This window comes from Natronococcus roseus (assembly GCF_043677095.1).
Classification (GTDB): Archaea; Halobacteriota; Halobacteria; order Halobacteriales; family Natrialbaceae; genus Natronococcus; species Natronococcus roseus.
Window position 1 is genome coordinate 29,367 of sequence record NZ_JBHLJR010000001.1, and the last position, 16,352, is coordinate 45,718.

At 67.2% G+C, this 16,352-nt stretch carries 23 protein-coding genes; 7 read left to right on the forward strand and 16 right to left on the reverse strand.

The annotated features are described in order from the left end of the window. Nucleotide 1: 1 nt before the first annotated feature. Both ACFEMD_RS00170 and ACFEMD_RS00175 read right to left on the reverse strand, forming a co-directional pair. A complete protein-coding gene (locus tag ACFEMD_RS00170) occupies nt 2-1,246 on the reverse strand; it encodes an Nramp family divalent metal transporter (protein WP_394738869.1) in 1,245 nt (414 codons plus the stop codon). 131 nt (nt 1,247-1,377) lie between these two features. Then, nucleotides 1,378-1,926 (reverse strand): ribbon-helix-helix protein, CopG family, encoded by a 549-nt coding sequence (locus ACFEMD_RS00175; RefSeq protein ID WP_394738870.1) that lies wholly within the window; start codon nt 1,924-1,926, stop codon nt 1,378-1,380. Between the two features lie 161 nt (nt 1,927-2,087). Here ACFEMD_RS00175 and ACFEMD_RS00180 point away from each other — a divergent pair, with 161 nt between their 5' ends. Further along, complete coding sequence (locus ACFEMD_RS00180; protein WP_394738871.1) at nt 2,088-3,380, forward strand: TIGR00341 family protein; 1,293 nt, start codon at nt 2,088-2,090, stop codon at nt 3,378-3,380. 51 nt (nt 3,381-3,431) lie between these two features. Here the strand turns inward: ACFEMD_RS00180 and ACFEMD_RS00185 are convergent, their stop codons facing one another. Continuing rightward, complete coding sequence (locus tag ACFEMD_RS00185) at nt 3,432-3,764, reverse strand: hypothetical protein (protein WP_394738872.1); 333 nt, start codon at nt 3,762-3,764, stop codon at nt 3,432-3,434. A gap of 13 nt (nt 3,765-3,777) precedes the next feature. Beyond that, entirely contained in the window at nt 3,778-4,761 is a 984-nt protein-coding gene (locus ACFEMD_RS00190; protein WP_394738873.1) for an NOG1 family protein, read from the reverse strand. A 138-nt stretch (nt 4,762-4,899) separates the two neighbouring features. Between ACFEMD_RS00190 and ACFEMD_RS00195 the strand changes: the two genes are divergently transcribed. Further along, nucleotides 4,900-5,310 carry a DUF5518 domain-containing protein gene (locus ACFEMD_RS00195; RefSeq protein ID WP_394738874.1) on the forward strand — a complete coding sequence of 137 codons (411 nt, stop codon included), beginning with the start codon at nt 4,900-4,902 and terminating at the stop codon, nt 5,308-5,310. Nucleotides 5,311-5,523: 213 nt separating this feature from the next. Here ACFEMD_RS00195 and ACFEMD_RS00200 read toward each other — a convergent pair whose 3' ends face one another. The 5 genes from ACFEMD_RS00200 to ACFEMD_RS00220 form a co-directional block, all read right to left on the reverse strand. Then, nucleotides 5,524-5,871 carry a four-helix bundle copper-binding protein gene (locus ACFEMD_RS00200; RefSeq protein WP_394738875.1) on the reverse strand — a complete coding sequence of 116 codons (348 nt, stop codon included), beginning with the start codon at nt 5,869-5,871 and terminating at the stop codon, nt 5,524-5,526. A 76-nt stretch (nt 5,872-5,947) separates the two neighbouring features. After that, on the reverse strand, nt 5,948-6,232 hold the full coding sequence (hisE, locus tag ACFEMD_RS00205) for a phosphoribosyl-ATP diphosphatase (RefSeq protein WP_005553340.1): 285 nt from the start codon (nt 6,230-6,232) through the stop codon (nt 5,948-5,950). After that, complete coding sequence (locus ACFEMD_RS00210; protein ID WP_394738876.1) at nt 6,233-6,700, reverse strand: bifunctional nuclease family protein; 468 nt, start codon at nt 6,698-6,700, stop codon at nt 6,233-6,235. A gap of 94 nt (nt 6,701-6,794) precedes the next feature. Further along, a complete protein-coding gene (pdxT, locus tag ACFEMD_RS00215) occupies nt 6,795-7,412 on the reverse strand; it encodes a pyridoxal 5'-phosphate synthase glutaminase subunit PdxT (RefSeq protein ID WP_394738877.1) in 618 nt (205 codons plus the stop codon). 109 nt (nt 7,413-7,521) lie between these two features. Beyond that, complete coding sequence (locus tag ACFEMD_RS00220; RefSeq protein WP_005553336.1) at nt 7,522-7,683, reverse strand: preprotein translocase subunit Sec61beta; 162 nt, start codon at nt 7,681-7,683, stop codon at nt 7,522-7,524. Between the two features lie 334 nt (nt 7,684-8,017). Here ACFEMD_RS00220 and ACFEMD_RS00225 point away from each other — a divergent pair, with 334 nt between their 5' ends. Then, complete coding sequence (locus ACFEMD_RS00225) at nt 8,018-8,287, forward strand: thioredoxin family protein (protein WP_278292869.1); 270 nt, start codon at nt 8,018-8,020, stop codon at nt 8,285-8,287. 172 nt (nt 8,288-8,459) lie between these two features. After that, nucleotides 8,460-8,948, forward strand: a complete 489-nt coding sequence (locus ACFEMD_RS00230) for a response regulator (RefSeq protein ID WP_394739756.1) — start codon at nt 8,460-8,462, stop codon at nt 8,946-8,948. Here ACFEMD_RS00230 and npdG read toward each other — a convergent pair. The 3 genes from npdG to ACFEMD_RS00245 all read right to left on the reverse strand — a co-directional run bounded on the left by npdG (nt 8,945) and on the right by ACFEMD_RS00245 (nt 10,498). Beyond that, nucleotides 8,945-9,613 (reverse strand): NADPH-dependent F420 reductase, encoded by a 669-nt coding sequence (gene npdG / locus ACFEMD_RS00235; RefSeq protein ID WP_394738878.1) that lies wholly within the window; start codon nt 9,611-9,613, stop codon nt 8,945-8,947. The two genes, ACFEMD_RS00230 and npdG, sit on opposite strands and share 4 nt — an antisense overlap. 80 nt (nt 9,614-9,693) lie before the next feature. After that, nucleotides 9,694-10,182, reverse strand: a complete 489-nt coding sequence (locus ACFEMD_RS00240) for a VOC family protein (RefSeq protein ID WP_394738879.1) — start codon at nt 10,180-10,182, stop codon at nt 9,694-9,696. A gap of 58 nt (nt 10,183-10,240) precedes the next feature. After that, the gene (locus ACFEMD_RS00245; protein WP_394738880.1) at nt 10,241-10,498 is read right to left on the reverse strand and encodes a hypothetical protein; all 258 of its coding nucleotides are present in this window, start codon (nt 10,496-10,498) and stop codon (nt 10,241-10,243) included. A 332-nt stretch (nt 10,499-10,830) separates the two neighbouring features. Here ACFEMD_RS00245 and ACFEMD_RS00250 point away from each other — a divergent pair, with 332 nt between their 5' ends. Further along, on the forward strand, nt 10,831-11,682 hold the full coding sequence (locus ACFEMD_RS00250) for a glycerophosphodiester phosphodiesterase (RefSeq protein WP_394738881.1): 852 nt from the start codon (nt 10,831-10,833) through the stop codon (nt 11,680-11,682). Between the two features lies 1 nt (nt 11,683). Here ACFEMD_RS00250 and ACFEMD_RS00255 read toward each other — a convergent pair whose 3' ends face one another. The 4 genes from ACFEMD_RS00255 to ACFEMD_RS00270 all read right to left on the reverse strand — a co-directional run bounded on the left by ACFEMD_RS00255 (nt 11,684) and on the right by ACFEMD_RS00270 (nt 15,332). Then, a complete protein-coding gene (locus ACFEMD_RS00255; protein ID WP_394738882.1) occupies nt 11,684-13,213 on the reverse strand; it encodes an FAD-dependent oxidoreductase in 1,530 nt (509 codons plus the stop codon). 115 nt (nt 13,214-13,328) lie between these two features. Next, nucleotides 13,329-14,201: a TIGR01548 family HAD-type hydrolase gene (locus tag ACFEMD_RS00260; protein ID WP_394738883.1), complete on the reverse strand. Its 873-nt coding sequence runs from the start codon at nt 14,199-14,201 to the stop codon at nt 13,329-13,331. Between the two features lie 39 nt (nt 14,202-14,240). Beyond that, complete coding sequence (locus ACFEMD_RS00265; RefSeq protein WP_394738884.1) at nt 14,241-14,879, reverse strand: DUF3267 domain-containing protein; 639 nt, start codon at nt 14,877-14,879, stop codon at nt 14,241-14,243. A 42-nt stretch (nt 14,880-14,921) separates the two neighbouring features. Further along, nucleotides 14,922-15,332 (reverse strand): UPF0146 family protein, encoded by a 411-nt coding sequence (locus ACFEMD_RS00270; protein ID WP_394738885.1) that lies wholly within the window; start codon nt 15,330-15,332, stop codon nt 14,922-14,924. A gap of 39 nt (nt 15,333-15,371) precedes the next feature. Here ACFEMD_RS00270 and ACFEMD_RS00275 point away from each other — a divergent pair, with 39 nt between their 5' ends. Both ACFEMD_RS00275 and ACFEMD_RS00280 read left to right on the forward strand, forming a co-directional pair. Next, complete coding sequence (locus ACFEMD_RS00275) at nt 15,372-15,893, forward strand: archaemetzincin family Zn-dependent metalloprotease (protein WP_015321632.1); 522 nt, start codon at nt 15,372-15,374, stop codon at nt 15,891-15,893. 210 nt (nt 15,894-16,103) lie between these two features. Continuing rightward, nucleotides 16,104-16,349: a YMGG-like glycine zipper-containing protein gene (locus tag ACFEMD_RS00280; RefSeq protein WP_005553316.1), complete on the forward strand. Its 246-nt coding sequence runs from the start codon at nt 16,104-16,106 to the stop codon at nt 16,347-16,349. Nucleotides 16,350-16,352: the final 3 nt, after the last annotated feature.

The window sequence follows — 16,352 nt, forward strand, 5'->3', positions numbered from 1 at the left end:
TTCAGAAGACGGCGAAGCCGAGCAACACCTCGAGCCAGCCCTCGACGATCAGGACGTCGTAGAGCGTCTGGACGCCGATACCGACGACGACGAGGGTGACGAGCCCGCCGAGGACGTTCTGGAGCGTGCTGTTCGTGTACTCGCCGAGCAGTTCGGTGTTGTTCATCGCGTAGATGAGGAACAGGGCGATGACCGGTAACAGCAGGCCGTTGGCGACCTGCGCGAAGACGATCACCTGTACCGGATCGAAGCCGACCGCCGAGAAGAGGACTCCGACCGAGAGGATCGTCACCCAGATCGCCCGGAACCGGGTCGATTTCAGATCGCGCTCCCAGCCGAGCGCGCCGGCGGTCGCGTAGGCCCCCGCGAGCGGCGCGCTCATCGCGCTCGTGAAGCCGGCCGCGAAGAGGCCGATCGCGAAGAAGGTCAGCGCGTAGCCGCCGAAGACGGGCTCGAGCTGGTCGGCCATCTCGCCGACGTCGGCGATTGAGGTTCCCTCGGGGAACACCGCGGCCGCGGTCACGACGATCGCCGTCGTGATGAGCCCGCCGACGACGACCATCCCGATCGTGTCGGTGCGACACTCCGCGAGGTCGTCGGGACCGTCCCAGCGTTCCTGGACGGTGCTGGCGTGCAAGAAGAGGTTGTAGCCGACGACGGTGGTGCCGACGAGGCCGGCGATCAGGTACGCCGACCCCTCCGGTACCGTCGGCACGAGGCCGCCGGCGAGCGCCCCGAGGTCCGGCCGGACCATGATCGCGTTGAGCAGGAACGCCCCGCCCATGACGGCGACGAGGCCGATAAACACGCGCTCGATCAGCTTGTAGTTGCCCGACCAGAGCAGGGCGCCCGCGACGATCCCGATCAGCGGTCCCCAGACGTTCTCGCTGACGCCGGTGATCGTCGCGAGGCCGGCCGCGCCGCCGACGATGTTGCCGGTCTGGAACGCCGCCGTGCCGATCCCGATCGCGCTGACGACGAGCAGGACCGACGCCCACTTCGCCAGTGGGTTCGAGAACTCGTCCCTGAGCGCCTCGCCGAGTCCCTCGCGCGAGATCAGTCCGAGGCGCGCGCTCATCTCCTGGAGGACCATCGTCGCCAGAATCGAGAAGGCGATCGTCCAGACGAGCACGTAGGCGTACTCCGCGCCGATGACGCTCGCGGTCGTGACGGTTCCCGGACCGACGAACGCCGCCGCGACGAGCGCGCCCGGTCCGATCGCTTTCAGCCTGTCTACTATACCCATGGTGAGTGTACACAGTATCCGCTCTCCGAGAGCAGCATAAGGGTTGTTGAGCGAAGCTCATACGGCTCCGCCGACGTGACCGCTCGAGCAGTCCATCGTATGATCGAGTATGATCCCGTATGAAGAGCTGGCTACTCGGGGCTCGAGCGCTCGGTGACGATCGTCTTCGAGACGCCGCGTTCGATCTCGAGGTCGATCGGCATCGAGGCGGTGCTGCGCTCGATAAAGCGGGTCATGAACCACTGGATCGCCTCCGAGGGAAAGACGACGTGGTAGACGCCGTTGGCCTCGTCGCGCACTTCGAGGAAGCCACAGAAGGAGAGCCACTCGAGGAGTTCGCCGACGCGTTCGAACCGCGCTTCGTACTCCCTCGCGTGGTAGTCCGAGACCCGGTCGGCCGCCTCGACGAACGCCGGATCGGGATCGCCGCCCGCGTAGAGGTGCTCGAGGAAGGCGTGCAGGAAGTCGACGTCGAGCAGGACGTGTTCGCCGGAGGAGAGCATCTGGTAGTACTGTTCTAAGTTGTCGCTCGGTCGCCCGCTCGCGGCCTCGAAGTTGGCGGCGTAAAACGATAGCGCGCGCCGGACGACCTCGCTCTGTCCCCTCCCGGTCTCGCCGGCGAGCGTCTCGAGGGCCGCCTTCGTCTCGTCGTCGAGCGAGACGGTGACGCGGTGTGCCATAGCGTCCGGGAGGAACGCGAGACGGGTATAGTTCACGAACCGACGAGTGCCGACCACCGGTCTCCGAGCCGCGCGGCTCGGAAATCGTCGCGGCGGCGAAACCGACCGACAGCATACCGAAAGCGTCCGGAGTTATGACCCCTGGGGTCTACCTACCTGCTGTGCGGCTCGTACAGCTGACGGTTCCGACGGGAAAGCGACAGACGATCCTCGAGACGCTCGACGATCGAGGGATCGATTACGTCGTCACCGACGAGGAGAGCGACCGGGACTACACGGCGGTCGTCTACTTTCCGCTGCCGGCGCCGGCGGTCGAACCGGTGCTCGACGAACTCCAGGAGGCGGGGGTCGGGGAGGACGCCTACACGGTCGTGGTCGACGCGGAGACGGTCGTCTCTCGACGGTTCGAGGCGTTGCGCGAGGAGTACGAGGAGGGAAACGTCGAGTCGGATCGGATCTCGAGACAGGAGCTCCAGACCGAGGCGGAGTCGCTGACGCCGACGTTCGGCGTCTACTCGACGATGACGATCATCAGTGCGATCGTCGCAACGGCCGGACTGCTGCTGGACTCGCCGGCGGTCGTCGTCGGCTCGATGGTGATCGCGCCGCTGATCGGCCCGGCTCTCGGTGCCAGTGTCGGCTCGGTGATCGACGACGAGGAGCTGTTCGTCGAGAGCCTGACCTACCAGATCATCGGGGTCGTCTTCGCGATCGGTGCGGCGGCCGTCTTCGCCTGGTCGGTACAGGTCACGAATATCGTCCCACCCGGGCTCGAACTCGCGGAGGTCGACGAGATCTCCGAACGTCTCGCGCCCGACCTGCTCTCGCTGGCGGTCGCCCTCGGAGCCGGCGTCGCCGGGATCGTCAGCATCGCGACGGGGATCTCCGTCGCGCTCGTCGGCGTCATGATCGCCGCGGCGCTGATCCCGCCCGCCGCGGCCGCGGGAATCGCGATCGCCTGGGGCCAGCCCTCGGCGGCGATCGGGTCGACGGCGCTGGTGTTCGTCAACGTTCTCTCGGTGAACCTCGCTGGGCTGTTGACGCTATGGTATCTCGGCTACCGTCCCGAGAACCTGTTCGCGCTCGGGGAGACCGAACAGCGGGTGCGAAAACGGGTCGTCGGACTCGTCGTGATCGTACTCGTCTTCTCGGTGTTTCTCGGGGCGATCACCTACTCCTCGTACCAGGCCGGAAACTTCGAGGAGAACGCCCGCGAGGAGATCACGCTCGCGCTCGACGAGGAGGAGTTAGAGCAGTACCGCCTGCTCGAGATCGAGGTGATCATGGACGAGGACTACCCGATCCAGAGTCCCGAACGCGTGATCGTCACGATCGGGGGGCCGCCCGGCGAGACCGCGCCCGGACTGGCGCCGGAACTCAATCAACGGGTCGAGCAACACGCCGACGGCGACATCGATATCGAGATCCGGTACGTCAGTATCGTCGAGGAGTGAGCGCTGCCCACCCCGCTATCGGACGTTCGCCTCTCGGTCAGTTTTCCGCTCTCAACGGCTCCGGAGCCGCTCGAGCGTCGATCGGGGATCGACGCCGGACGATCGGTCGGCGTCCGATCCGTCGTCTGTCGCGGTCCCGTCCTCGTCCTCGGTTCCGTCGTCGCCACCTCGTCCGAGCCGACGTCGGACCCACGCTCGCGGCCCGCCGATGCGGTTGACGAGGTACGTCGGGAAGTAGAGCACGAGCAGCCCGAAAAACAGGAAGCTCACGCCCCAGGCGTAACGCCCCGCGAAGAGGTAGTTCGCCGCGAGGAAGAACAGCGGCCCGGCAAGCGAGAAGCCGGCCGCGGTCTGTAACATCCAGAGGATTCCTGGTCCCTTCATCGTCCCGTGACCCTCACTCCTCGAACGGCAGTTCCGGTTCGTAGCCGATCGCCTCGACGGCCGCGTCGAGGACGGTCTCGACGTTCTCGCCGGTCTCGACGCTCATCTCGTAGTCGGCGTCGACGTCGGCCGTCCAGCGGTCGGCGCGGTCGACCTTGTTCGCGACCGTGAACACGGGAACGTCCTCGAACTGCGCGGCGATGGCGTCCCGAAGCTCGAGCTGGGACTCGATCGGATACCCGCACTCGCCGCTGGGGTCGAGGACGACGAGCATACAGTCGGCGAGGTGTTCGATCGCGCTCACCGCCTGCGATTCGATCTCGTTTCGATCCTGTGGCGGGCGGTCGAGCAGGCCGGGGGTGTCGACGATCTGGTAGCGGATGTGGTCTCGCTCGAAGTGACCCAGCCCGATCCCCTTCGTCGTGAAGGGGTAGGAGGCGGTCTCGCCGCGGGCGTTCGTGACGTCGTTGACGAACGACGACTTCCCGACGTTCGGGTAGCCCGCGACGACGATCGTCGGCTCGTCGGGGTTGATCTCGGGGAGGTCCCGCAGGTCGTTGCGCGACTCGTTGATGTACAGCAGCTCGTCGTCGATCTGTTCGACGATGTCCGCGAGCCGGGCGAACGCCTGCTTGCGGTGTTTGCGCGCGGTGTCGATGTCGGTCTTGCGCAGCTTCGGCTGGTACTCCTGGTGGATCTCGCGGGCCTTGCGGCTGGCCCACATCGTTTCCGAGAGGCTCTGCCGAAGACGGTCCACGTCGACGATCGCGTCCGCGATCTCGTAGTAGAACGGGTCGACGTCGTCCTCGTAGGCGAAGTCCGGCCAGGCCGTGACGACGTTCTCCAGGTTGTCGGAGATGATGTTCGCCGCGGTCTGGAGCATCGACTGCTGGGCCTCGAGGCCGCCCTTGGCCTTGCCGGCCCGCGCCGCCCGCGAGAACGCCTTGTCGATCAGCTCTTCCGACGTGGGCGTGGTCGGAAGGTCTTCGAAAATCATGCCTCCAGCTAGAACCCGCGGTCGTAAAAGGTCGTTCGTTATCCCGCGGCCGTCGCGGGGGCCGTTCCGACGGCCGTCCGGGTCCCGACCCGCAGTATCCACGCCGAGTCTTATGTCCGCTCGAGCCTACCTTCACCTATGACAGACTGGCGTTCCGTCGTCATTGGCTTTCTCGTCATCACCATCTTCGGGATCGTCGGGCTCACGCTGCCGGGCGTCGGCCAGCTCGCGGCGGGACTGATCGGCGGGTTCGTCGCCGGCTACCTCGCCGGCGGCGGGCTCGGGCGCGGGTTCTGGCACGGGCTGCTCGCCGGCGCCCTCGGCGGGATCGTCGCCGGCGTGCTCGTCGCGCTCGTCGTCGGCGTCGCCGGCTGGGCCGGCGGGCCGATCGGCGGCGCCATGAGCGGCCTCGCCGGGTTCGGGATTTTCCTCGTCGCGCTGGCGCTGTCGTTTATTATGGCCCTCGAGAGCGCGATCGCGGGTGCGATCGGCGGCCTCTTCAACTCCGGCTCCTCGAGCGAACCGGGGGCTCCGGAGCGCCGCGTGTAGACCGATCGCTCGAGCGACGAGTTGCGAAGAACGTCGCGGGAACGGACGCCGTGCGGAAACTGATCGTCTGGGTTCAGGAGGCGATCGGGGCGGGAAAACCGGTTCCGGACCTCGTGGAAATCCGAAAATGCGGTGCCGAGATCTGTTGAAAACGAGAAATGGGGGATCTCGACTGGAAGCTGCCTGGGCGCGTCGCTTCCGCGGACGTTCGCGTCAACTGGAGGCCATCTCGCGGCAGCTCTCGACGCAGTTCGGGAGGATCTCGGCGCAGGCCTGACAGTGGTCGTGGTCGTGGCCCTCGCACTCCTCGGCGCACTCCTCGCAGAGGTCCGCACAGAGCTCGCCCAGTTCCGCGTGGTAACTCGAGTTGCGGGCCATGAATCGGGCGTGCAGCGAGGCGATGTCGGCCACGTCCCGGCAGAGCCGGATGCAGCGGGCCATCTCCTCGCCCTCGTCGACGCAGGCGTCGGCACACCACTCGCAGACCTGCGCGGCCTCGAGACAGTTGTCGATACACTCCTGCATGTGGTCGTCGGCGTGTTCGATCTGTTCGACTGCCATGCAGACTCTCTCACACCGACCGGGACAATCAATCTGGGCCGGGCGGCTGCAAGCGTCCGCGCCGTCGGGCGCTCACCTAGCGCCGCGCCTCGAGTTCGGCCTCGAGCTCCTCGAGGTCCATGTCCTTCATCGACAGGAGGACAAGCAGGTGGTAGACGATGTCGGCGGCCTCGTAGGCGATCTCCTCGCGGTCGTCGTCTTTGGCCGCGAGCACGAGTTCGGTGCTCTCCTCGCCGAGTTTCTCGAGCACCGCGTTCTCCCCCTTCTCGTGGGTGAACAGCGACGCGGTGTAGGAGTCCTCGGGTAGCGTTTCCTTGCGATCCTCGATGACGGCGAACAGGGCTTCGAGCGTGTCGTCCATTCAGAACTCACCGGAGACGTCACGGATCGATTCGAGGTGCTCGAACTTCTCCCTGTCGTCTCGGCCGTCCTCGAAGACGTCCTCGGTGACCTCGATCGGTGCGTTCGTCCGGGCGGCGAGCGCGAGCGAGTCGCTCGGGCGCGCGTCGATCACCGTCTCGCCACGAGGGGTCTGGAGGTGGAGGTCGGCGATGTAGGTGCCGCCCCGGTTGTTCGCCCCGGATTCGATCGCGCTGACGACGACGCGCTCGATCCGGCTGCCGAGTTCCTCCATGACGTCGAGCAACAGGTCGTGAGTCAGCGGCCGGCCGATGTCCTCGGCCTCGAGGCCGCGATCGATGCTGACGGCCTCGTTGAACCCGATGAATATCGGGACGACGTCGTCTTCGCCCTCGAGTTCGAGAACGACCACCGGAACCGGACCCTGGGGTGTTCCCGCGACGCGGACGGCGTCGATCGCTGCGTTCATGTTCGGTTCGACGGGGGGCAGCGGAAAAACGTGTTCGGTCGCACATGCTTGCACGACCGAGTGCGGGCGAGCGATCGTACCGATCGATTCGGTCCTACGCGGGACCCTCGAGCGCCGGTCCGATCGACTCCTCGTTCTCGAAGAACGCGAGCCCGTGGAGGCGGCTGTCGGGGGTCAGCTCGGGGTGGAAAGCGGTCGCGACGACCGGGCCGTCTCGCACCGCGACCGGTCGTCCCTCCCAGCGCGCGAGCACGTCGGCGTCACCGACGTCGTCGACGGCGGGCGCGCGGATGAACACCGCCGGAAACGGCTCCGCGAGCCCGTCGATCTCGAGGGGCGCCTCGAAGCTGTCCCTCTGTCGCCCGAAGGCGTTGCGCTCGATCGACGCGTCGATCAGGCCGAGGTCGTCGACGCGGTCGTCGTTCGCGTCGCTCGAGGCAAGGATCAGGCCCGCACAGGTCGCAAGTAGGGGCTTCTCGGCCGCGACATGGCCGCGGATTTCGCCGGCGATCCCCTCGCCGTGGACGAGCCGCGAGATCGTCGTCGACTCCCCGCCGGGCATCGCGAGCAGGTCGCAGTCGGGGACGATTCCGGACTCGCGGATCTCGCGGACGGTAACTTCCCGTCCGTGGGCTCGCGCGGCGCGTTCGATCGCGTCGGCGTGTGCGTCGACGTTACCCTGAACGGCGACGACGCCGGCGGTCAGTGACATGGCTGTCGGGTACGGAGCGGACGGGCAAAAACGCCGCGTCACGGACGCGCCGCGAGCGCTTCGGCGCTGCAGCTACCGAGACGCTCGTCGAGAACGACGGGCGTGAGGATCAGGAGACGAAAATCAGCAACTGGACGAGCACGCCCAGCATGATCCCCGTAGCGATAACCGTCTTCGGGTCGATACGGATCGCGTTCGAGTCCTCTGCGTCGAAGTACCGGACGAGTCCGGCACTGGACATCAGCCCGCCGGAGTTCTGTCCTCTGTCCATACGTACACCATCGGGTCGGGCTGAACTAAAGCTTTCGACGATCGAACGGGTTCGAGGGAACGGCAGTAGCGTTCACGAATTTCTCGTCGAACTGACGCTCGGGGCCGCCGCGAACGGCCTCGAGAGCGACCCGGTCTGGATCGACGCCGATGGCGACCCCCATTACCGACGCCGAGTGGACCTCCGTCGCCGTCGGCGGGAGACGCTGTTCGAGGATTCGTTCGCCGATTGGATCGTGCGACGGCGGGAATCGGCCCGCGGCGTCCTCGACATCGGCGTGAACCCCCGAGTGGGAAACCCTTATGCGCGGCGCGTGGCAAGTACCCCTGATCACATGTCCGTCACGCTCAAGGACTTCTACGCAGACTGGTGTGGCCCCTGTAAGACCCAGGATCCGATCCTCGAGGAGCTCGAGGACGACTGGGAGGGGCGCTTCGATGTCGAGAAGGTAAACGTCGACGAACAGCAGGACGTCGCCAACGAGTACCAGGTACGTTCGCTGCCGACCCTGATCATCGAGAACGACGACGGCGTCGTCGAACGGTTCGTCGGCGTCACCCAGCGCGAGGACCTCGAGGACGCCCTCGAGGACGCCGGCGCGTAGTCCGTCGATCAGCGGACGTTTCTTGCGTCGTTTTCCCGCCAATAGTGGGCCGTAGAGCTTTGTTTCTCTACCGGGGTGGGTGACGGTAAACTGTCGTCTAATTGCCGAGGGGGTTTCAATGCCTGAAATAACAGGCCGTGGCTGGATGGGGACAGCGTTCACAGCTACGTACATGTCGGATGGCGCCGGTGGACTACCAGCCACGCTGGAGATCTTACTCGTCGAGGACAACCCTGGGGACGTGCGGCTGACGAAGGAGTCGTTACGAGCGACGCCGATCGACCACACGTTCCACGTCGTCGACGACGGGAGCGACGCGCTCGACTTTCTCCACCGCCGTGGAGAGTTCGCCGATGCACCCCGCCCCGATCTCGTGCTGCTCGATTTCAAGCTGCCGCGGCTGAACGGCGACGAGGTCGCGACCGAGATCGAGGGAACGCCCTCGATCGAGGAGATTCCCCTGGTCGTGCTCACCGGCCACCCCGCACAGGACCGGGTGCTCGGGCTCGACGAACTCCCCATCGACGACGCGATCACGAAACCCGTCGACGCCGACGGCTTTCTCGAGACGCTGCGCTCGCTGGAAACGTCGTGGTCCCGAGCCGAACTCGAGACCGAATCCGCGCCGGCATCAGAATCCGAGTCAGAGCGCGCCCGCTAGTCGAACTTCACGCCGACGTCGTGGAGGTCGTCGTTGTACCGCGCGATGTTGATCACGAGCGGCGTAACGCTCTCCACTTCGGCCGCGTTGGCCAGCGGGCCGACGTCGAGCCCCCGAAGCCCCTCGACCTCCTCGGCCAGCGCGATCACCCGTTCTTTCGCGTCCGAATCGTCGCCGACGACGAGCGTATCAAGATCCAGCTCGAGTTCGAGGTCCGTGAGCGCGCCCGCCGCGAGGTTGTGGAACGCGCCGACGACCGGCACCTCGTCGGGCGCGCGCTTCGCGACGAGTTCGGTGACGCTGCCGGCGCTCGGGGGGTGGTAGTGGAGCCCGTCGTCGTCGCCCTGCATGCCGACCGCGGGCGTGACCACCACGGTGTCCTCATCGAGGACGTCCGCGACGGCCTCGACCGTATCACCCACGTAGTACGGCGGGACCGAGAGCACGACGACGTCGGCCCGATCCGCGGCCATCTCGTTGACAAAGCCCTTCAGGTTCGACTCGGCGCCGATCGCCTCGAGGACGTCCTCGTACTCCGCGACCGCGTCGCGGGCCTTCTCGGGATCGCGAGAGCCGATGAGGATCTCGTGGTCGGTATCTCGCGCGAACCGAAGCGCGAGCCCCTCGCCGATGTCGCCGGTGCCGCCCAGTAGTGCGATTCGCATACGACTCCCTGGGGACGGCAGCCGAATAAAACGGTGGGGGGTCGGCCGATCTCGCCGGGTTCTCGGGCGCCAGTTCGTAATCAGTAGTCGCCCTGGTTGCTGTAGATGCGTTCGTGGCTGTGAGTGTAGATCTCGACGATGTTGCCCCACGGGTCCTTGCAGTAGGTCATCCGGTAGGGCTGGTCGGGGAACAGCTCCCAGACGTCGGTGTGGTGCTCGCCGCCGCTGTCTTCGATCTCGGCGGCGAGTTCCTCGATCTCAGGATCGATGACGCAGACGTGGAAGTAGCCGGCGTCGGACGGCTCCGGATCGGGGCCCGACTCGGTGTCGTCGAACTCGAAGAACTCGATCGCGACCTGGTTGCCCGTCGCGACGTGGGCGATCGAGACGGTGTCGAACTCGCCGAGCACGTCCGCACAGAGCCGTCCGATGTGGTCCTCGCCGTGGTCGACCTCGACGGGACCCATAATTGTCTCGAAGCCGAGCACGTCCTCGTACCACTCGAGCGCTGCCTCGATGTCCGGAACGGTGACGCCGACGTGTGCCACTCCGCGGGGGTAGCGAGCCATACCTGACGGTGGGGTCGCCCGCGGCAAGTGCGCTCGCCCGGCAGCTGACACCTCGGTATCAGGGCGCGTCGTGATCCTCGGGGTTCATCGCCTCGCCGACGTTGCCGTCGTAGGCGTCCCGCTCCTCGATCTCCCGCATCCGCTGGTTGAGGCGGTCCTCGAGGGCCTGGCGGCGCTCCTCGTCGACATCGGCGTCGGTGCTCATCGCCTCGAGGTCCTGCTTTGCCGTCTGGAGCACCGAGATCGCCTCCTCCTGCTCGAGGTCCTCGACGCGGCCCAGGTTCCGCTCGACGTCGTCCAGCGTCGTGTCTGTCATACGCCCTCTGTTCGCTCGGTAGCGTATTGAAAGGCAACCCGGCAGGCGAACGCCAGGAGCGTTGTCGTCGCAGCGGATCGGTGTAGAGGAGGCGGATCCGCTAATTACGCACACGTACCTTTTTCCGCGTCGGGATTCCGCGCGAATCGCGGAACCACTCGCGCAAAAATCTACGCTAAAAAGCCGCTCGCTCCCGATGGTCGCTCGCGGGTGCTGTGCTCGAGCCGCACCGCAGCGGTATCAGTTTCGGCTGTACTGAACGCAAGTCACACAGCGACCCGACCGAACCGCACTGCCAACTACTGATAGGGATCGCCGCCGTGGTCGTCGGTATGCATACTCCTGCCGTCATCGCCCACCGCGGTTACGCCGGCGTCGCTCCCGAGAACACGATCGCCGCCGCCGTCGATGCGGCGGGACACGAGGGAACCGCGATGCTCGAGATCGACGTCCAGCCCGCCGCCTGCGGCACCCCGGTCGTCTTCCACGACGAGCGCCTCGAGGGAACGCGGGACGGGCGCCCCGTCACCGACGCCTCGGGGATTCTCTGGGAGACGCCCCTCGAGACGCTCGAGTCGCTGTCGGTGCTTGGAACCGACGAGTCGATCCCGACGCTGTCGGCGCTGTTCGAGGCCGTCCCGGAGACGGTCGGAATCAACGTCGAGCTGAAGTCTCCGGGGGCGGCCGACCTGCGCGTCGGCGAGTCACTGCCGGCGGACGCCTTGGAGAAGCGCCGGGAGCTGTGGCGGCCGTTCGTCGAGCGCGTCCTCGAGGACTGCGAGGCGTTCGACGGCGAACTCCTCTTCTCGTCGTTCTGCGAGGGGGCGCTCGCCGCCCTTCGAGCTACTGCCGACTACGCGGCTGCGCCGCTCGTCTGGGACGACCTCGAGGCCGGCCTCGAGATCGCGCGCCGGTACGACTGCGAGGCGATCCACCCGCCGCGGAACGCGATCGCGGGGACCGCGCTCGCGAGCGAACCCTACTACGGGCTCCCGACGAGCGAGCCCGCACTCGACGTCGTCGAGGCGGCCCACGAGGAGGGCCGCGCGGTCAACGTCTGGACCGTCGATAGCTGGCTTCAGTTCGACGAACTCGCCGCGGCGGGCGTCGACGGGATCGTCGCGGACTACCCGGGACTCGAGGCGAGGGCGGGAGCAGGGATGGGAACGAAATCCGCCCGGTAGCTCACCCCTCTCGAGCGGGCAGGTCCTCGTTCGCCGGCCCCTCGAGGACCTCGCCGTCGGGATCGAACCGCGAGCCGTGGCAGGGACAGTCCCAGCTCTCCTCGGCGTCGTTCCACTCGACGAGACAGTACATGTGGGTACAGACCGCCGAGACGGCGTGGAGCTCCCCGTCCTCGTCTCTGGCGCAGGCGATCGGCTTCCCGCCCTTGCGAACGATCTTGGCCTCGCCGGGCTCGAGGGAGGTGAGGTCCGGCGTCACGAGCGTTTGGAACCAGTCGGTGACGAACTCGCTCGCCGTGTCGGCGTTCTCGGTGAGGGTCTTGCCCAGCGAGGCCTTCGGCGTCAGTCGGAGCGGGTCGAACAGATCCAGCTCGGGAACCGGTTCGCCGTCGATATCGGCCGCCAGCAGCCGGCCCGCGGCGGTGCCGTTGGTCATCCCCCAGCCCCGAAATCCGGTCGCGACGGAGACGTTCTCGGTTCCGGCGCCGGCACGACCGATGAAGGGCACCTTGTCGGCGGGCTTGTAGTCCTGGGTCGACCACCGGTAGGCGACCTCGTCGACGGGGAACCGCTCGCGGGCCCACGACTCGAGCCGGCGGTAGCGGTCGGCGGTCGAGCCACCCTGTCCGGTCTTGTGGTTCTCGCCGCCGACCAGCAACAGCTCCTCCCCGTCGTCGCGGTAGGTTCGAACGGAGCGGTAGGGGTCGCCGCTGCGGTAGTACATTCCTTCCGGAGGCTCGCCGTCGAGGCGGATCCCGAGGACGTAGGACCGCTTCGGGTGCATCCGGGCGAAGTAGCCCGCCCGATCGCGGATCGGGAACCCCGTCGCGAGGACGACGTGTTTGGCCCGGACGGTTCCCCGCTCGGTTCGGACGAAGCAGGGCGTCCCATCCTCGAGATCGGTCACGCTGGTCTCCTCGTGGAGGTGGGCACCCCCGTCCTCGCGGAGTTCGTCGGCGACCGCGAGCAGGTACTTCCGGGGGTGGAACCAGGCCTGGTCGTCGAACCGGACCGCGGCCTGGGCGCGCTCGAACGGCGGGACGGAGGTCACGTAGCTCGCCTCGAGCCCCGCCGCGCGGGCGGCGTCGACCTCGCGTTCGATCTCGTCAGGCTCGTTGCTGTAGAGGTAGGAGGGGTGGCGTTCGAACCCGCAGTCGATTCCCAGCTCCTCGATCCGACGCTCGACGCGATCGATCGCCTCCTCCTGGACGGTGGCGTACCGACTCGCCTGCGCTGGACCGAACTCCCGGCGAAGGTGGTCGTAGATCGCCCCGTGCTGACTGGTCAGCTTCGCGGTCGTCTTCCCCGTGATCCCCGTCGCGACGCGATCCCGCTCGAGGACGGCGACGGTCAGGTCCCGCTCGCGTAGCTCGATCGCCGTCGAGAGTCCGGCGATCCCGGCGCCGACGACGGCGACGTCGACGCTGCGATCGCCCTCGAGCGGGTCGGGATCGGGATCGTCCTCGCGGGTGCTCGCGAGCCAGACTGAGGTCGCCTCGCCGGGGAGGTCGCCGCTTGCGAAATCGGACATCGGAATCTGACGGTAGTACACCGAACGCGCGGAAAAAACGGATGGGGGGAGCTGCAGGCCGCACGGTTTCGGCCGCTTCAGTTTTGGCCGATCGACGCTGCTCGACCGCGTCGATCTACTCGAGCAGGTCTGGTAGCTCGTTAACCGACTCGAGGACGGCCGCGGCGTCCTCGCGCTCGTAGGCCCGACGGCCCTCCTCGCCGGTGAGCCCGCCCGTCAGCACGCCGACCCCGCGGTAGGTTCGGTCGGGATCGGCCTCGCTCGCGTTGGTTGCCGTCCGCACGTCGTCTAAGGTGTCGCCGACGAAGACGACGTCGTCGGCGCCGAAGCGCTCGGCGAGGACGGTCAGCGCCCGGGGGTGAGGTTTCCCCTCCTCCCAGTCGTCCATCGTAAAGCGGTGCTCGAGGGGGATCGCCTCCTCGAGGCCGACCCGCTCGAGGGCGATCTCGGCCTCCGCGGCGGGACGCCCGGTCAGAACGCCGACGTCGTACTCGGCGAGGAGCCGATCCCGGGTCTCGGGCTCGAGGACGACGGGCTCGTCGTGGATGAACCCCCGCGTCTCGAGGTCGGGCTCGCCGCCCTCGAGACCCCGGTAGAGCTCGCTGCCGAGGTACAGCTGCTGGAAAACGTCCCGGAGCCCCTCGCGGTCCCACCGATCGGTCACGCGCTGGGTCGCACGAGCGCCGATCGCCTCGCGGACGACAGTTTCGGCGGCCTCGAGCCCGCCGCCGCGCTCGGCGATCCCGTCGGTGAACTCCTCGATCGAGGCGCGGTACCCCTCCCCGGTCGCGAGCACGTACAGCGCCGCGGCGTAGGTCAGCTCCCAGTCGTTGTTGAACCCGCCGGCGTTCTTGAACGCCTGGATGTCTTCCTTGCGGATCGTGCGATCGTGGACGTGCTCGACGGACTCGAGGATCGCCCGGCGGTAGGAGTCGGCGACGTCGACGAGCACGCCGTCGATGTCGAGGACGACTGCGTCTGCGTTCATACGGGGACGAACGCGCCCCCGGAAATAAAGCCGGACGGTTCAGATCGCGAGCGCGTCGACGGCCGCGAGCGCGAGGACGAACAGGCCGACGGCGTAGAGGACGTGGGCCCACAGCCAGGAGAGGACGTTGACGACGTAGATCAGCGCGACGACCGGGAGACCGAGTAACACGACCGGGGATCGGCGCCACTCTCGCCGGGAGCGAGTCCACAGGGTTCGGGCGTCGGTCGTGCTCGGGAAGGCGGCCATCCCGACCGAGAGCCCGATCCAGCCGAGGACGCCGGCGACGACCGCGTACTCGAGGGGGGCCGTCAGAACGCCTCCGGCCGCGGAGACAGCAAGGGTAGCGCCGACGAACGCGGCGACCGCGACGAGCGTGTTCAGCAGGAACGGGGCGACGCTGATGACCACCGACTGGCGGTACCGGTCGGGCGTGGCGTGGCGGACGTACCCCGGTGGGTTCCCGAACCGGAAGTAGACGGCCTCGATCACCCTGACGCCGACGAGCCGACAGGCGCTCGCGTGGGCGAACTCGTGGACGACGACACCAGGAAGGACGAACAGGGAGATCGCGATCCGTAGGAGGAATCCCAGCCCTCGCAGGACGACCGCGAGCGAGACGAGGAGCCCGAGGACGGCGAGGACGGTAGTGGCGGGTGGCAGCGATTCGACGGCCATCGTTCCCGCTACTCTCGCGAACCCGTGTAACTCCTTCGCGTTCTAACGGGGCGCGCCGTCACTGCGGGCGACGTACAGCGTCCCCTCGCGAACCGTCCGTCGTTCGACCGGTACCGCCGGCTGGTCGCCCCCCAGCGTCGTAAACAGGAAATCGGCGCCGACATGCTCGGCGACCTCGAGCGTCGGCCGGTGGAGCTCCGGGGGCAGGTTCCGGGCGTAGATCACGTCGGCACCCTCGTAGACCTCGAGGTCGGGGTCGACGACGTCGTCGGTGACGAACTCGACGGCGACAGGGACCGCTCGCGGAGTGATGTCCGTCGCCGTCACGGAGACGCCCGTCTCGGCGAGGGTCGCCGCCAGCTCGGTTCGGCGCCCGATTCCGACCTCGACGACCCGGTCGTAGGCGGCGAGGTGCGTCTCGAGCCTCCCGGGTTTTCTGCGGGAATCGGCCATGGCGGGACGTTTATGCTACCCGCGATCATAGCAGTTGTCATGCTCGTCGATATCGTGCCGGTCGGCAGCGTCTCCGCGGAGGTCAAGCGGGCCGCCTCCTCCGCGTTGCGATCGGTCTACGACTGCGACGTCACGGTCAACGACTCGCAGTCGGTTCCGACCGGCGCGTACGACTCCGGCCGGAACCAGTACTGCGCGGAGACGTTCATTCAGCTCGCCGAGCGGGTCGGTCGCGGCGAGAAGAACATCGCCATCACCCCCCACGACCTGTTCTACCGGCGTCGCAACTACGTCTTCGGCCTCGCCTACCTCGACGGCAGCGGCAGCGTCGTCTCCACGTACCGCCTGCAGACCTCGAGCGACGGCGGCTTCTCGAACAAGAGCGCGAGCGAGATCTTCGAGAACCGCGTCCGCAAGGAGATCGTCCACGAGATCGGCCACACCTACGGACTCGAGCACTGCGACAACAACCGCTGCGTGATGAACTTCTCGCCGACCGTCCGCGAGGTCGACATCAAGGAGGAGAACCTCTGCGGAAGCTGCCAGCGACACGTGCACTGACGACTCGAGTCCGCGTCCTCGGGAAGCGCCCTCGTTCTCGAGCGGCCCCTCTCAGTAGTTTTCGATCCACCGGTCCGGAACCGTCGTCGAGTCTGGCGATTCTCGGCCCGGTGGTGAAAAGCGCTGAACGGCCGTTCAGGGCGCCGTACGTGTTCGTGGTTGCGATTCTCCGGGAACACGTTTATTTCCGTTCCGTGTAGATGTATCCGTATGGTAAAACAGCAACTCGAACTCGCGCTCAGTCGTGCACGGTACGCAGCCATCGGCGCCGCCGTCGGCGCCGGCCTCGGCGGTCTGTTCAACAAAAACGCCGCGAGCTCCGGTGCGGCGGTCGGCGCCCTCGTCGGCGCGACGGTCGGCGAGAGTCGCCTCTCCGCCCAGTCGCGCCTCGACGAACTGCGAGCGCGCAAGGACGAACAGTTCGGCGACGTGCTCTCGAAGTCGAACAACGAGTAAGTT

Excerpts from the sequence above, each read along its gene's own strand:
- ACFEMD_RS00170 (WP_394738869.1), bottom strand. The coding sequence starts at position 1,246 with ATGGGTATAGTAGACAGGCTGAAAGCGATCGGACCGGGCGCGCTCGTC.
- ACFEMD_RS00175 (WP_394738870.1), bottom strand. The coding sequence starts at position 1,926 with ATGGCACACCGCGTCACCGTCTCGCTCGACGACGAGACGAAGGCGGCC.
- ACFEMD_RS00185 (WP_394738872.1), bottom strand. The coding sequence starts at position 3,764 with ATGAAGGGACCAGGAATCCTCTGGATGTTACAGACCGCGGCCGGCTTC.
- ACFEMD_RS00190 (WP_394738873.1), bottom strand. The coding sequence starts at position 4,761 with ATGATTTTCGAAGACCTTCCGACCACGCCCACGTCGGAAGAGCTGATC.
- ACFEMD_RS00195 (WP_394738874.1), top strand. The coding sequence starts at position 4,900 with ATGACAGACTGGCGTTCCGTCGTCATTGGCTTTCTCGTCATCACCATC.
- ACFEMD_RS00200 (WP_394738875.1), bottom strand. The coding sequence starts at position 5,871 with ATGGCAGTCGAACAGATCGAACACGCCGACGACCACATGCAGGAGTGT.
- hisE (WP_005553340.1), bottom strand. The coding sequence starts at position 6,232 with ATGGACGACACGCTCGAAGCCCTGTTCGCCGTCATCGAGGATCGCAAG.
- ACFEMD_RS00210 (WP_394738876.1), bottom strand. The coding sequence starts at position 6,700 with ATGAACGCAGCGATCGACGCCGTCCGCGTCGCGGGAACACCCCAGGGT.
- pdxT (WP_394738877.1), bottom strand. The coding sequence starts at position 7,412 with ATGTCACTGACCGCCGGCGTCGTCGCCGTTCAGGGTAACGTCGACGCA.
- ACFEMD_RS00220 (WP_005553336.1), bottom strand. The coding sequence starts at position 7,683 with ATGGACAGAGGACAGAACTCCGGCGGGCTGATGTCCAGTGCCGGACTC.
- ACFEMD_RS00225 (WP_278292869.1), top strand. The coding sequence starts at position 8,018 with ATGTCCGTCACGCTCAAGGACTTCTACGCAGACTGGTGTGGCCCCTGT.
- ACFEMD_RS00230 (WP_394739756.1), top strand. The coding sequence starts at position 8,460 with ATGTCGGATGGCGCCGGTGGACTACCAGCCACGCTGGAGATCTTACTC.
- npdG (WP_394738878.1), bottom strand. The coding sequence starts at position 9,613 with ATGCGAATCGCACTACTGGGCGGCACCGGCGACATCGGCGAGGGGCTC.
- ACFEMD_RS00240 (WP_394738879.1), bottom strand. The coding sequence starts at position 10,182 with ATGGCTCGCTACCCCCGCGGAGTGGCACACGTCGGCGTCACCGTTCCG.
- ACFEMD_RS00245 (WP_394738880.1), bottom strand. The coding sequence starts at position 10,498 with ATGACAGACACGACGCTGGACGACGTCGAGCGGAACCTGGGCCGCGTC.
- ACFEMD_RS00250 (WP_394738881.1), top strand. The coding sequence starts at position 10,831 with ATGCATACTCCTGCCGTCATCGCCCACCGCGGTTACGCCGGCGTCGCT.
- ACFEMD_RS00255 (WP_394738882.1), bottom strand. The coding sequence starts at position 13,213 with ATGTCCGATTTCGCAAGCGGCGACCTCCCCGGCGAGGCGACCTCAGTC.
- ACFEMD_RS00260 (WP_394738883.1), bottom strand. The coding sequence starts at position 14,201 with ATGAACGCAGACGCAGTCGTCCTCGACATCGACGGCGTGCTCGTCGAC.
- ACFEMD_RS00265 (WP_394738884.1), bottom strand. The coding sequence starts at position 14,879 with ATGGCCGTCGAATCGCTGCCACCCGCCACTACCGTCCTCGCCGTCCTC.
- ACFEMD_RS00270 (WP_394738885.1), bottom strand. The coding sequence starts at position 15,332 with ATGGCCGATTCCCGCAGAAAACCCGGGAGGCTCGAGACGCACCTCGCC.
- ACFEMD_RS00275 (WP_015321632.1), top strand. The coding sequence starts at position 15,372 with ATGCTCGTCGATATCGTGCCGGTCGGCAGCGTCTCCGCGGAGGTCAAG.
- ACFEMD_RS00280 (WP_005553316.1), top strand. The coding sequence starts at position 16,104 with ATGGTAAAACAGCAACTCGAACTCGCGCTCAGTCGTGCACGGTACGCA.